Raw genomic sequence first — 13347 nt, 5'->3', positions numbered from 1 at the left:
TCCAGCAATCTGATTTTCAACTCTTCCTTTATCATTGCTAAGATATTGAAAATAAAACACTTACAACAGTTCTTGTAGCTAATGTAATTGAAAAGCTATTCTCTGATTACTCTGCAATCAAGGTTTCCAATCCGACCTTCATCATATCGGTGAAGGTGTTTTGGCGTTCTTCTGCAGTGGTGTCTTCATCTGGATTGACCAAGCTATCAGAAATGGTCATGATAGCAAGTGCATCAACATGGTGTTGGGCAGCAAGATAGTAAAGAGCTGCTGCTTCCATTTCCACAGCCTTAACTCCCCATTTACCAAGCTCGATGTTCTTTTCAAAGTAGTTTGAGTAAAAGACATCTGATGACAAAACGTTCCCAACGTGGGTAGTCATTCCGAGTTCTTTGGCGATATGGTAGGCCTTATCTAGTAAATCAAAGCTAGCGATTTGTGGAAAATCATACTGTGGCCAGTCGTTGCGGATGATGTTTGAGTTAGTCGCAGCTGCTTGCGCCAAGACCAATTCACGAACGTGAACATCCTCATTCAAGGAACCAGCAGTTCCGACACGGATCAATTTTTTCACTCCGTAGTCTACAATCAATTCACGGGCATAGATAGAAATGGATGGCATTCCCATCCCAGTTCCCATGACAGATACACGGTGCCCCTTGTAAGTACCAGTGTAGCCAAACATGTTACGCACTTCGTTAAAACAAACAGCATCTTCAAGGAAGTTCTCCGCAATAAACTTAGCACGAAGAGGATCCCCTGGAAGAAGAATTTTATCAGCAATTTCACCCTGCTGAGCAGCAATATGGATAGACATAGTTAAGATATAAAGGGCGACAGAGAACAAAGTAAAAATAGGAAACTGACGAAGCATCGCAGATGTTAGACAGTTTATCTTTTTTACACAGTTCTCCGCCCGTATTCAGTTCAGTGAATACAAGGAGCCCATCCTTTCGTTAATTTATATTTGATATTTAGAAAGATACCAAACCCGTCAAAAAGCGAAGGGAAAATAGGAGTTGGCTGCAGTGAGCGATGCTCGCTAGACCAACTATCTTTTTCCCACTGCTTTTAGGGTGGGTTCAATTCCTTTCTTTCTTAATTTTGATGATATTGAGAAGACTAGACCGGCTTCAATTCAAAACCGAACCACCCTCTCTATGTTTTTAGAAAAGTTTTCCGCTCGTGTTCAAATCAGAACACACGCTCTACCTTTCTTTATTGTATATTTAGGATAGCGACAGAGAACAAAGGAAAAATAGGAAACTGACGACACATCGCAGATGTTAGACAGTTTATCTTTTTTACACAGTTCTCCGCCCGTATTCAGTTCAGCGAATACAAGGAGCCCATCCTTTCGTTAATTTATATTTGATATTTAGAAAGATACCAAACCAGTCAAAAAGCGAGGGGAAAATAGGAGTTGGGTGCAGTGAGCGATGCTCGCTAGACCAACTGTCTTTTTCCCACTGCTTTTAGGGCGGGTTCAATTCCTTTCTTTCTTAATTTTTATGATATAGAAGAGAACAGTCCGAGTTCAATTCAAACCCGAATTCCCCTTCCTTTCTGAGTTTCTAGAAAAGTTTTCCGCTCGTGTTCAAATCAGAACACACGCTCTACCTTTCTATAATAAGTATTGATTACAATTCAGCAAGAATCGCTTTAAGCAAGCCTTTGAAGTCACCTTTAACACGTTCAGTCACTTCTACAACTTCTTCGTGGTTGAGTTCTTCTTGGAAACCAGCAGCATGGTTAGTAATACATGAAATACCGAGAACTTTCAAACCTGAGTGAGCTGCAACAATAACTTCAGGAACAGTAGACATACCAACTGCATCTGCTCCCAATGTCTTATAGGCACGAATCTCTGCTGGGGTTTCATATGTCGGACCTGTTACACCAATATAGACACCTTCATCAAGCTTGATATCAAGTTTTTTAGCCACTTCATGGGCAGTAGCACGATATTCTGGAGTGTAGGCTTTAGACATATCTGGGAAACGTGGACCAAAATCATCCAAGTTTTCACCCATCAATGGGTTTTGCCCCGTCATATTGATATGGTCTGAGATAGCCATCAAGGTACCAGGACCGTAGCCGATACCTCCTGCAGCATTGGTTACAATGACACCTTCGCATCCAAGAACTTTCATAACACGAACTGGGAAAGTCACGACTTCAAGAGGATTTCCTTCGTAGAAATGGAAACGACCTTGAAGGGCCAAGACCTTGCGACCTGCAAGTTCTCCATATACCAATTTACCAGCGTGACCGACTACTGTCGAACGGCCCCAGTTTGGAATATCTGTATAGTCTACTACAACTGGATTTTCGATTTCTTCTGCCAATTCTCCCAGACCTGATCCAAGGATTAGACCGAACTCAGGCGCTAGGATTCCCTTGTCTTTCAGGAAGGCAGCTGTTTCATTGATTTTATCTAAAAATGTCATTGTGTCTCCTTTATTATTTTTTTATCATTTGACCGATTTTGTCAAAAGTTTTAGCATTACGAATGGTGATTTGGCGGTAGAAAGGCATCTTGAGTAAGTATTTGTGATAGGCAGTTGCATAGTAGGATTCCTCAGAGAATTTCCCCCAGAAAATTCCAAGTCTTCCAAAATGAACGACTTCATCTTCCAGTTCCAAACTGTTCACTTTCTCGATGACTTGAGCCACATCCAATCCCTCCGTGTAGAAGAGGACATCTCTTCGTGCCAAATCTTTGGTCCACCATTCAGGCAGATTTTCAAGTTCCGCTTCAAAGTCCTCAAGACTCAACAAAGAAAAGCTCTGAATAAATGGATAATGGATTTCAAAGAAAGCCTCTAACTTTTCAACCAATCGGGCTTTGGGGTCTGTCGAAGTAAAGAAAATATTGCCACTGTTGATGTAGGTCTCAACCTTTTCCAGTCCCAACTCTGTCAGTTCTTGACGAAGTTGCGCCATGACAACCTTATTTTTCCCACCGACATTAATTCCCCGAACAAGTAAAGCATATCGCGTCATCTTATACCAATTTATCTAAGAAACTTTCCCCAATCATGGCAGTTTCAACACCAAAGTTATCCGCAACTGTCGCTGAGATATCTGCAAAATGTCCGACAGGAATGAGACCATTTCCTTTAAAGGAAGGGCTATAGGCCAACAATGGAATATATTCACGAGTATGGTCTGTTCCTGCATAGGTTGGGTCATTTCCATGGTCCGCAGTAATCAAGAGAAGGTCGTTCTCTCTCATGGCTGCGATAATTTCAGGCAAGCGTTCATCGAACTCATGCAAGCAATCACGGTAACCATGAGCATTGCGGCGGTGGCCGTAAAGGGCATCAAAGTCAACTAAGTTTGTGAAGGAGAATCCTTTTTCAAACTCAGCAAGTTTCATGGTCTTCAATAGTGTATCAATTCCGTGGCTGTTTGACTTGTTGTGGCCCATGTCATGATTGATACCAGCACCGTTAAAGATATCGTTGATTTTTCCAACAGCGTAAGTATCGATACCAGCTTCATTCAATTTATCCAAAACAGTCGGTGCAAATGGAGATACTGCCAAGTCACGACGATTTGCTGTACGAGTGAAGTTACCTGGTTCACCTACATAAGGGCGGGCAATGATACGACCTAGAAGGGCTGGGCGCTCAAGGGTAATCGAACGAGCGTATTCACAAATACGGTACAATTCATCCAAAGGGATGATGTCTTCATGGGCAGCAATCTGCAAAACAGGGTCAGCTGAAGTATAGATAATCAACTCCCCAGTTTCCATCTGGCGTGGTCCGAAATCATCGATAACAGCAGTTCCTGAGTAAGGTTTGTTGGCTTCACGAATGACCTTACGTCCTGAAAATTCTTCGATCTTTGTCAAGATTTCTTCTGGGAATCCGTTCCAGAAAGTATCGAAAGGCTCTGTGATGTTAAGTCCCATTATTTCCCAGTGACCAGTCATGGTATCCTTACCAAGAGATACTTCTTCCAATTTTGTCACATATCCTGTTGGATTGCTTTCAGATGGTACAGTCTTAAGGGGCGTTTCACGAGGAATATTTCCTAGACCGATTTTAGCCATGTTTGGCACATTCAAACCAACAGCTTTTGAGATATGTCCCAGTGTGTCGGAAGCTCCATCTGGAACTCCTGCATTGACAAAGTTATTGGCATCTGGTGCAGCACCGATTCCCACGGAATCCAGTACCACCAAGTGAATTCGATTAAATTTTGACATAGTCTGTCTCCTTATTATGTTGATTAGTTTGTTTTTGTTGAAGTTAAAATCTGAACACCATCTCGTCCAGCAACGATGACCTTATCCACCATTTGGTTGAACAAGCCATGCTCTACGACACCAACGACATGGTCCAATTCTTGTCCAAAGGCAATTGGATCTTCAATGACATCCAAGGCTAGGTCAATGATAAAGTTACGCATATCGGTCACAAAACGTTGGCCGTCTTTTTCACGGAAACTTGGTTTGTAGCCAGCTCGCTCAAACCGACGAAAGACCTGTTCTGCGCCATACTGAACCACTTCTACTGGCAATTTAAAAGCACCTAGTTGATCTACCAGTTTGCTTTCATCTACCACCCAAATGTATTCTTTTGAGGGCGTTGCGACAACCTTCTCCATGAGAAGGGCACCACCACCACCTTTGATTCCGTTAAACTGGCTATCTACTTCATCCGCCCCGTCAACCGTCACATCGACAAAGTCTACTTGATCAATCGACTTGAGCGGAATATTGAGTCCCTCTGCCTGTTTACTAGTCACACTGGAAGTCGTTACAGCAGTAATCTGCAAACCTTCTTCCTTAATCCGACGACCAATTTCTTCTACGAAATAGTAGGCAGTTGATCCAGTACCGAGTCCAACTACCATGCCATCTTTGACAAACTCAGCAGCCTTGATACCTGCCATCTTTTTCAGATTCTCCACTTAAACACCTCCATTAAAGAGCTATTTTTATTATAACATGTATCCGTTTTTATTTCATGGATACACTGGAAAAACCCGAACATTTTTATTTCGGGTTTTGGTGTCCTATTTAACCATATCTGGATCGTAATCATAGAATCCTGTATCGAGAAAACGGTTTTTAGGGTGTAACTTGCGCACTTCCTCATCTAACAAGAAAGCTTGGTCATGGCTAAAGTTGCCCTCTTGGATTAAGCCACGCGCTTGAATAAAGAGTTTAGCAATTTCTACAAAATTCTTACCTGGGGTGTAAAGTCCTTCAAGTTTCCAGTGAGTAAAGCCATGCTCCACTAGTTCTGTCAATTTGGTCATCAAATCAAGGTCGTTATTTGCAAAGATGTGGGTGCCATGATTGTCTTCAAAGATAGAGTAATGGCTCTCTGGATCACTTGGTTCAGCCAAGAAGAGGTCACGTTTACGTGTCTTTTCATCATCGATGTGCGTGAAGTTATAGTAGTTTTGCAAGAGCGGACGCTTAGAATGGTGAATGACACTAGCTCCGTAAACCAATACTTCAGCAGGAATTTCCAAAATCTCAGGCATCTTGAAGAGCTCAGCAGATGGAATTTCACGCGCCAAAACAGCCTCAGAGGCCCCTGCCTTTTGACCCCAGAAGTTAATTTGACGACTACTTGTTACCATGGTTGAAGCATCGTAAATGGTTTTAAAGGAATAGCCATCACGGTTTACCACGTAAAAGACACCTGCATCTCCTACTGTAATATAGTCTGTCTTGATTTCTTCCAAGAAGTCTAGGAAAGGCTTGATACGGTCCATCATATCTTGGTGCATGAGGGCATTAACCGCAACAATCAATTCTTTGCCTGCTTCATGAACGAGATTAGCGATGATGCGTAGGTCTTCATGACTAAAAGTCGTTGGCAGACGAAGGCCAAAATCTTTCTCACCAACGTAGATACGGTCTACGCCAGCTTCTAGTAACTGTTCAACTTGTTCAATACTTTCAGCAGTTGCTGTAATGATAATCTTTTCCATAAGAAAAATTATACCACATTTCTCAAAAATCATCTATGGGTACTGATAGTTTCACAAAAAGTTAAACTTATTTCTATCTTTTCCAATCAAAAAAGTGAACAGTAACTTGTACTATTCACTCTATTTTATGCATGTGTTTCTTCAACTAGGTGGCCATCATTCATGACATAAATACGGTCAACCTTATCAAGAAGGCGTGTATCATGAGTGATCATGACAACTCCTCTGCCTTGTTCATGGGCAATGGCAGCCAACATCTCCGTTACTTGGTAGGCACGCTCAGTGTCAAGACTGGCTGTCGGCTCATCTGCAAGCACAATGCTTGGATTGTTATAGAGCGCTCTAGCAATCGCGGCACGCTGACGTTCGCCACCCGATAGAGCTTTGGGATAATGATTTTGAACTTTTTCCAAATCCAACAAGTCAAACAGCTCTTTTCGATCACTTTTACTATTTTTTCCCTTATCCAGTCTGTCAATCAAATCCAGCTGTTCCTTGACCGTTAGAAAAGGAATTAAGTTTGAAGCTTGTAGAATAAAGCCAAACTCTCTAAAGCGGAGGTCTGTTTTCTCCTTCTCCGTCAAACTGCCTGTTTCCTTCCCTTTGACTAGAATCTTTCCACTCGAAGCTTCCTGTAGTTGTCCTAGGGTTGTTAGAAAGGTCGTCTTTCCAGAACCTGAAGGCCCAACGATAGCTACGAACTCTCCCGCATTTAACTGAAAATTCGTCTCATGCAGGGCTACGACTTTCATCTTTCCTTCCCCGTAGGTTTTTGTCACTTGAGTCATTTCAATCAATGCTGTCATACTATTCTCCTTATCATTCTGCAATCGCAGTAATCGGATCCACCTTTAGCAAGCGTGGAAGTGAAATGACACCACCTAGAAGGGCCATCAAGGAAATCACCAAGCTTAGGACAGAGTAAGCTATCCAACTTGGATAGAAAAAGAAGGTAGCTGGTAATACTAAAATCACTCCTCCGATTGCCAGCAAAGCTAAAGCAATCCCCATACCAGCTAGGAGAAAGATTTGACAAAAAAGAGACCATACAATGGTTTTGATCTGTATTCCTTGAGCTCGCATTATTCCATAAAGTCCTAGTTTTTGGATGGTAATGATATAAACAAAAATACCCACAATCAAGCCTGTAATGACAATCATAGCAAGAATCATTCCTGAAAATACATTAACCTGAGGTGTGTAACCAGGAATTTTCGATATCATTTTTGGAATGGAAATCTGTTTCAGTCCATCGCCAGTCACTTCTATGTCATTTTTCAATACTAAGGCAGAGATGGAACGATTGGCTCTCAAGGTTCCTTGTAGGGTCCAATAAGTTGTCAGACTCGTAAATACAACAGGCTCAGTGAAAAATTTATTTCCTTGAGTCAGGCCTACAATCTTGTAACTTGCCTCGCTTCCATTAAGCTGAATGGCGTCGCCTAGCTTCATCCCATAGTTCTCAAAAGACTGATCCACAACAACCTCATCATCTCCTTCAGGATAACGACCCTCCGTCAAACTAGGTGAGATAAAAGCGTCCCAGTCTTGAGCAAAAATGGAAACATTGACTTTTTCACTACCATCGACTAGATTGGTTACAGCAAACATATAGCCCAATGGAGCAGCCTCTTCAGAACTCTTATCCTTGTAGTCCTTTTCAGGAATAAAGGATGCTGTCAAATTATCATTTGCGTAGTCGGATAAAACAACACCCGTTGCTTGCCAATTATCAATAGCTGCTCGGTTGTTTCGCACAAGACCAAGAGCTAGACTGGTCATAAAAAAGACCATAAAAGCGATAAGAAAAATGGTAGTTAGAATCAAACTATATCGAAGTTTGTTTCGTACTATTTCTTTGATAGCAAGATACATGCTTATCTCCTTTAACTTTTCCCCAGAGGTAGCAAAAAGCCACCCAGTCCAATAGACAGAATCGCTGTCTTATCATCCATTCAAAACAACTCCTACCAATACTCTTCAAAAGTATCCAGGTAGCAACTCAACAAATCATCTTAGGAAAAAGCCTCAGCTTGCTATCAATTTATATAAGTTATCCTTTCCTTTCTCAGTATATTTATAATAGAAAAGGTTAGGTCATCTGTTTTAAGTGTAACATCCATGCTACCATTTTCCCTTGTAGGTGTCAAGAGAGCGACTTAGAAGTTGATAAGAGACTTTAGTAGTTTTGTAACAATTCTGTAATAATTCTCTGCATAAAAAATGATAAAATAGTTGTGTACTGTTAAGGAGAGAATCATGCCCGCAAGAAAACTAGAAGCTTATGAGTTTGAACAAGCTCCCGAATCGAAACAAACTCCGCTTTACCAAGATTACACACCTGAAGCCCCAGTCGGCCCTAACCTAAAAGAGATTTTATTTTTTGTAAATATCGCTTGTTTCTGTATTTTTATGGCACTATTTAGTTTTATCTTTTTAGCTATAAAATTAAATACAGCTTTATCCTTTGTCGCTGCTATGGCAACAAGCTTCGCACTTTTACAACTTCAACGAAAGATTATTAAACGAAAACTTTCAAAATAAAGGTTGGTAGTAGTACCAACCTCTTTTCTAGTTATCAAAAAAGACAGTTATATAACTGTCTTTTTTATTTATTCTTACGTTTTGAAGGAGATTGGATGGCAATCTTAACTTCAAAAATTGTTCCTCTGGGTTTGTTATCTTTTACGCTAATCGTTCCTCGTAAGGCATCTACGATTTGCTTGGCCAAAGAAAGTCCCAAACCAAAGCCACCTTTCTGACGGGTTCTCGCCTTGTCTACACGATAAAATCGATCAAAGATTTTCTTCTTGTCAGTAGCTGAGATTCCAATTCCATTATCCGTTACTGTAAGATAGAGGTGGCGATCTGTAGCATAGACTACAAACTCAATTTTCCCATCTTCTTCGGTATACTTGATGGCATTGTCAAATAAAATGGTCATGAGTTGTTTTAAGAGCAACTGATCGGTCATGAATGGACGATAAATTCGATTTTCATAGTTGAAAACACGATCATTTTCAGAAGCAATCAACTCATAGTTAGCAAAGGTTGTTTTAAAGAATTGTGGAGAAACTTCTGCTATTTCTGGTTTGATTCCATCATCTCGACGTGCAAGGTTGAGAAGATTGGTCGTGAGGAAACGCATGTTGCGAACTTCTTCAAGACTGGAGGCAATACTTTCGCTGGATTCCATGATTGTTGCCTCTGGTTTTCGAAAGAGATTCTCTAAACGATTTTGTAAAACGGCCAAAGGCGTTCTCAGTTCATGACTCGCATTTTCAACAAAGGACTTCTGCTTTTGCATACTTTCCAGCAAGGGTTTGACACTGACACGTGCCAAGTAAACACTGGCAATTAAAGACAGGAGCCAGAAACTAGCCATCACTACAACAATTAAATGCTCGTGGTTTTGGCTGATTTGCTCGAGCTGGCTGGTATTGATTAAAACCGCGGCATACTTGACGTTACTTGAGACAGAAGAAGAGTTGGTTTCCATCAAGACCATTCGATAGGTTTCTTCCTGACCATAGCTGTTGACGACTTGGATTTGGCGAATATGATTCAACTCTTTCTTATCCAGCTTGATTTTGTCCAAGCCTAAAAAACGATTGCCCAGTAAGAGTTGGTTAAAATCCTTGTCAAAAAGCAAAACTTCTGTATTGGAGCTAACATTGGGCTTGATTTCAGCCTTGCTGGCATCCGCTGTTGCTGGTTGAATATCCTTGACTTCCTCAGTTGCCCGATTAAGGGCTAACTGGATAACCGCTTGGGGACTACTACTAAGAGCTTGGAGTTTTTCATCTACAGAAGTGTAGAGACTGGAGTGCATGACCTGAAGGATAATCAAGGTCATCGCAGAGAAGATCAGGGTGAACACTCCAAAGTTTCGAATGAAATAGCTAAAATCATCCGCGTACCATGTTTTTTTTAATTTATTGAACATCTTTTAAAATATACCCGACACTACGCAAGGTTTGAAGATTTTCAGCAAAGGCTGTTCCCTTCAATTTCTTACGAACTTTTGAGACATAGACTTCTACAACTGAAATCGTCGTATCGCTATCAAATCCCCATAGACGGTCAAAAATTTGTGTCTTGGGAAGAATGACATTTTGATTTTGAAGGAAGTAAACCAATAACTCAAACTCTTTTCCGAGTAGTTCCACAGGAGTATCTTCCACCTTCACTTCATTCGTTGAAAGGTTGACGACTACATCCCCATAGGTCAAGGTATTTTCGTTAAACTTGCCTGAACGTTTGAGAAGGGCTTGAATCCGCATTTTGAGTTCTTCTAGGTAGAAAGGTTTGGTGAGGTAGTCATCTGCCCCCAACTCAAAACCATGTCCCTTATCATCCAAACTTTCCTTAGCGGTCATGATAAGGACTGGTGTCGTAATTCCTTTTTCACGCAATTCTTTCAGAACTTGGAAGCCATTTTTTTCAGGCAACATCAGGTCAAGCAAAATCAAGTCATAAACGCCACTTTCTGCTTCGTAGAGACCTTCCTCTCCATCAAAAACCTGCATGACATCTGCAAAATCATCTAAAAAGTCAAATACTGAGTTTGACAGACCCAGGTCATCTTCTACTAATAAGATTTTTATCATCAGAAACTCCTCCTTGTTATGATTATTATACCAAAATTGCCTTAAAAAAAACTCAACTCTCTCTTCTTTTAAGATAGAAAGTTGAGTTTTTTATTTACATTTCGAATGAATTAAGCTTTGCCATATTGAGCTACAACAGTTTCTACTGCTGCTTTCTCACGCTTAATCAAGTCAACACGCGCTGCGATATCCTTGATCCCCATGCGGATGTTACGGCTAAGAGCTAGGTCAGAAAGTTGGGGCTCAAAGAAGGCCTTGTATTCTGCCAAGCGTTGCTCAGTCTTAAATACATGGGCAGGTAGGATAACAAAGCTATCAAAGCTCATATCCCCACCAAGAGCTGCCTTGATCCAATCCCAGTTTTCACGCGCCCATACCCAAACAGTTTCTTGAGTTGTTTGATGATCTAGGAACTGGTAATACCAAGCAGACAAGTCTTGTGGTTTCACAACAAACTTATCCTTCCATGAACGAATCAAGGTTTGGATATTATCAGCATCTGTACTGTAGGCAAGAGCCGCTGACAGCTGACGTTTGAAGACAGCATCTGTCGTATGAGTGTAGAGGTCCAGATAAGTTGCGACCAAGTCCTTGGTCTCATGGTGTTTCATTTCATTAATGAGAACTTGAGCTCGGACGGCTGCAGGAAGTCCTGCAAGATTATCCTTGTGAGCTGCAAAGATTTGACTAGCGACTTGACTAGCTTCTACATCATTAGAGCGAATCATCATGGAAATGGTCAACTGACGAACCAATTCATCTTCATCTGATTCTCCATCTTTGGCTTCAAAGCCAAGACGGTCATAGTTGTGACGAGCCAATTTAGCAACGAGTGTATTAAAGGCGTTCTCAGTTTCTGTTCCTTCATCAATAAAGCGCTCAAGGGCAGCAATCACTTGAGAAACAGCTGAAACAACAAGGTAAGACTCTTCCTTAGCAAGTTTATCAAGGACTGGGAGCAAGTCAGCATAAGAAATGTGCCCTGCTTCAGCAAGCAAACGGCGTTCTTGAACGATTTGCAATTTGCTTGTGTTATCAAGTGTCTCTAGCTCAGCAAGAACAGCCTCTAACAAGTCTCCTTGATAGTCTGTAATGTAATGGGCAGTATTTTCAGTATTGAGGCGAAGTGCTCCTTTATTTTCAGCAAGAAGAGCGGCATAGCCAGGAATTTCGATACTTTCAGTTTCAAGTGTATCTGGTAATCCTTTCCAGTTGCTATTCAGTGGCACCACCCAGAGACGGTTCTTGTCTTCATGCTCACCGATAAAGAATTGTTTTTGTGAAATCTTCAAGACATCATTTTCAACTTTGACAGTGAGAACTGGATAACCAGGTTGTTCCAACCAAGAATCCATGAAGGCCGCAACATCACGACCTGATGCTTGTCCGAGAGCATTCCAAAGGTCACGACCAATGGTGTTGCTGTACTGGTGCTTTTCAAAGTAAGCATGCAAACCTTTAGCAAAATCCGCATCACCGAGCCAACGACGAAGCATGTGCATGAGACGGCTTCCTTTGGCATAGACGATAGCGCCATCAAAGAGGGTATTGATTTCATCTGGGTGTTTGACTTCAACGTGAACAGACTGAACGCCATCAGTCGCATCGCGTTTAAGCGCCGCTGGAACTCCACCTGTTTGGAAGTCTTCAAAAATATTCCAAGTTGGTTCAATGGCATCCACACAGACGTATTCCATCATGTTAGCGAAGCTTTCATTAAGCCAAAGGTCATCCCACCATTTCATAGTAACGAGGTTCCCAAACCATTGGTGAGCAAGCTCGTGGGCGATGACAAGGGCAACTTGTTGACGGCTAGCAAAGGTTGAGTTCTCATCCACAACCAAGTAAACTTCACGGTAGGTTACCAGACCCCAGTTTTCCATGGCACCTGCTGAGAAGTCAGGGAGGGCGATATGAAGAGATTGAGGGATTGGGTACTTAACTCCGTAGTAATCTTCGTAAAACTCGATTGAGCGAACGGCAATGTCCAATGAGAAATCAAGGTTTGATAATGGGTGAGCTTTGGTTGAATAGACACCTACGAGGGTACCATTTTTAGTTTTAGCAGTAACCCCTTGCAAGTCACCAGCTACAAAGGCCAACAAGTAAGATGACATACGAGGTGTTGTCTCAAACTTCCAAATACCTGTTTCCTTGCGGTTATCCGCATCAATCTCAGGCATGTTTGACAAGGCCAACTCACCTGCTGCTTGGTCAAAGCGAAGAGCGAGATCAAAGGTTGCTTTGGCTTCTGGCTCATCCACACATGGGAAGGCTTCACGCGCAAAATGGCTTTCAAACTGCGTAGACAAGACTTCCTTCTTGACACCATCCACTGTGTAGTAAGAAGGGTAGATCCCTGTCATGTTGTCTGTGATTTTTCCTGAAAAAGCGATGACTAATTCAACTTGACCGGCCTCAGCCAATTCGATATGAAGGGCTTCATTGTCATGATCAATTGTAAATGGACGCGCTTGACCCGCAACTTCTACAGAAGCGATTTCCAAATCTTTTTGGTGAAGGGAAATACGGTCACTCTTGGCTTGACCAGTGATGGTCACCTTCCCAGAAAAGGTCTTGGTCTCACGACTCAAGTCCAAAAATAAATCATAATGTTCAGGAACAAATTGCGTAATAAAATGTTCAACTGCTTGCATAGTTTTCTCCTATTCTAAGTTTAAGAGTTTTACTCTTATTCAAACAAACTTATTATATCATGTTTTGCTTAAGAAAAAAGGATTGGACGGTGATTTCCAAAACTTTCTTTCTACTAGCG

The 13347-nt window shown here is 41.6% G+C and carries 11 protein-coding genes and 1 pseudogene; 1 reads left to right on the top strand and 11 read right to left on the bottom strand.

Going from position 1 to position 13347, the window contains the following annotated elements; all coding sequences use genetic code 11:
• Nucleotides 1-106: 106 nt before the first annotated feature.
• From deoD to MK385_RS06370, 8 genes and pseudogenes are all read right to left on the bottom strand, one after another.
• On the bottom strand, nucleotides 107-817 hold the full coding sequence (gene deoD / locus MK385_RS06405) for a purine-nucleoside phosphorylase (protein WP_000022091.1): 711 nt from the start codon (nucleotides 815-817) through the stop codon (nucleotides 107-109).
• An 823-nt stretch (nucleotides 818-1640) separates the two neighbouring features.
• Nucleotides 1641-2450 carry a purine-nucleoside phosphorylase gene (locus tag MK385_RS06400; protein WP_042902367.1) on the bottom strand — a complete coding sequence of 270 codons (810 nt, stop codon included), beginning with the start codon at nucleotides 2448-2450 and terminating at the stop codon, nucleotides 1641-1643.
• Nucleotides 2451-3006 (bottom strand): annotated as a pseudogene (locus MK385_RS06395) (DUF1697 domain-containing protein); the annotation flags it as partial. It lies immediately after the preceding gene.
• 1 nt (nucleotide 3007) lies between these two features.
• Nucleotides 3008-4219 (bottom strand): phosphopentomutase, encoded by a 1212-nt coding sequence (locus MK385_RS06390; protein ID WP_268725594.1) that lies wholly within the window; start codon nucleotides 4217-4219, stop codon nucleotides 3008-3010.
• A 23-nt stretch (nucleotides 4220-4242) separates the two neighbouring features.
• Complete coding sequence (gene rpiA, locus MK385_RS06385; protein WP_268725593.1) at nucleotides 4243-4926, bottom strand: ribose-5-phosphate isomerase RpiA; 684 nt, start codon at nucleotides 4924-4926, stop codon at nucleotides 4243-4245.
• Between the two features lie 105 nt (nucleotides 4927-5031).
• A complete protein-coding gene (locus MK385_RS06380; RefSeq protein WP_268725592.1) occupies nucleotides 5032-5961 on the bottom strand; it encodes a peptidase U32 family protein in 930 nt (309 codons plus the stop codon).
• A gap of 125 nt (nucleotides 5962-6086) precedes the next feature.
• On the bottom strand, nucleotides 6087-6767 hold the full coding sequence (locus MK385_RS06375; protein ID WP_125395082.1) for an ABC transporter ATP-binding protein: 681 nt from the start codon (nucleotides 6765-6767) through the stop codon (nucleotides 6087-6089).
• Nucleotides 6768-6780: 13 nt separating this feature from the next.
• Entirely contained in the window at nucleotides 6781-7836 is a 1056-nt protein-coding gene (locus tag MK385_RS06370; RefSeq protein ID WP_268725591.1) for an ABC transporter permease, read from the bottom strand.
• A gap of 384 nt (nucleotides 7837-8220) precedes the next feature.
• Between MK385_RS06370 and MK385_RS06365 the strand changes: the two genes are divergently transcribed.
• The gene (locus MK385_RS06365; protein ID WP_268725590.1) at nucleotides 8221-8505 is read left to right on the top strand and encodes a DUF3270 domain-containing protein; all 285 of its coding nucleotides are present in this window, start codon (nucleotides 8221-8223) and stop codon (nucleotides 8503-8505) included.
• Between the two features lie 64 nt (nucleotides 8506-8569).
• Here the strand turns inward: MK385_RS06365 and MK385_RS06360 are convergent, their stop codons facing one another.
• The 3 genes from MK385_RS06360 to MK385_RS06350 all read right to left on the bottom strand — a co-directional run bounded on the left by MK385_RS06360 (nucleotide 8570) and on the right by MK385_RS06350 (nucleotide 13228).
• Entirely contained in the window at nucleotides 8570-9907 is a 1338-nt protein-coding gene (locus MK385_RS06360; RefSeq protein WP_268725589.1) for a sensor histidine kinase, read from the bottom strand.
• Nucleotides 9897-10571 carry a two-component system response regulator CiaR gene (ciaR, locus tag MK385_RS06355; RefSeq protein ID WP_000590635.1) on the bottom strand — a complete coding sequence of 225 codons (675 nt, stop codon included), beginning with the start codon at nucleotides 10569-10571 and terminating at the stop codon, nucleotides 9897-9899. Before ciaR ends, MK385_RS06360 begins: the two co-directional genes overlap by 11 nt.
• Nucleotides 10572-10681: 110 nt before the next feature.
• Entirely contained in the window at nucleotides 10682-13228 is a 2547-nt protein-coding gene (locus MK385_RS06350) for a M1 family metallopeptidase (protein WP_268725588.1), read from the bottom strand.
• Between the last annotated feature and the right edge of the window lie 119 nt (nucleotides 13229-13347).

Source organism: Streptococcus oralis, assembly GCF_026782125.1.
Taxonomy (GTDB): domain Bacteria; phylum Bacillota; class Bacilli; order Lactobacillales; family Streptococcaceae; genus Streptococcus; species Streptococcus oralis_CE.
The sequence above is the reverse complement of the archived record's forward strand: the minus strand, read 5'-3'. Positions and strand labels throughout refer to the sequence as shown.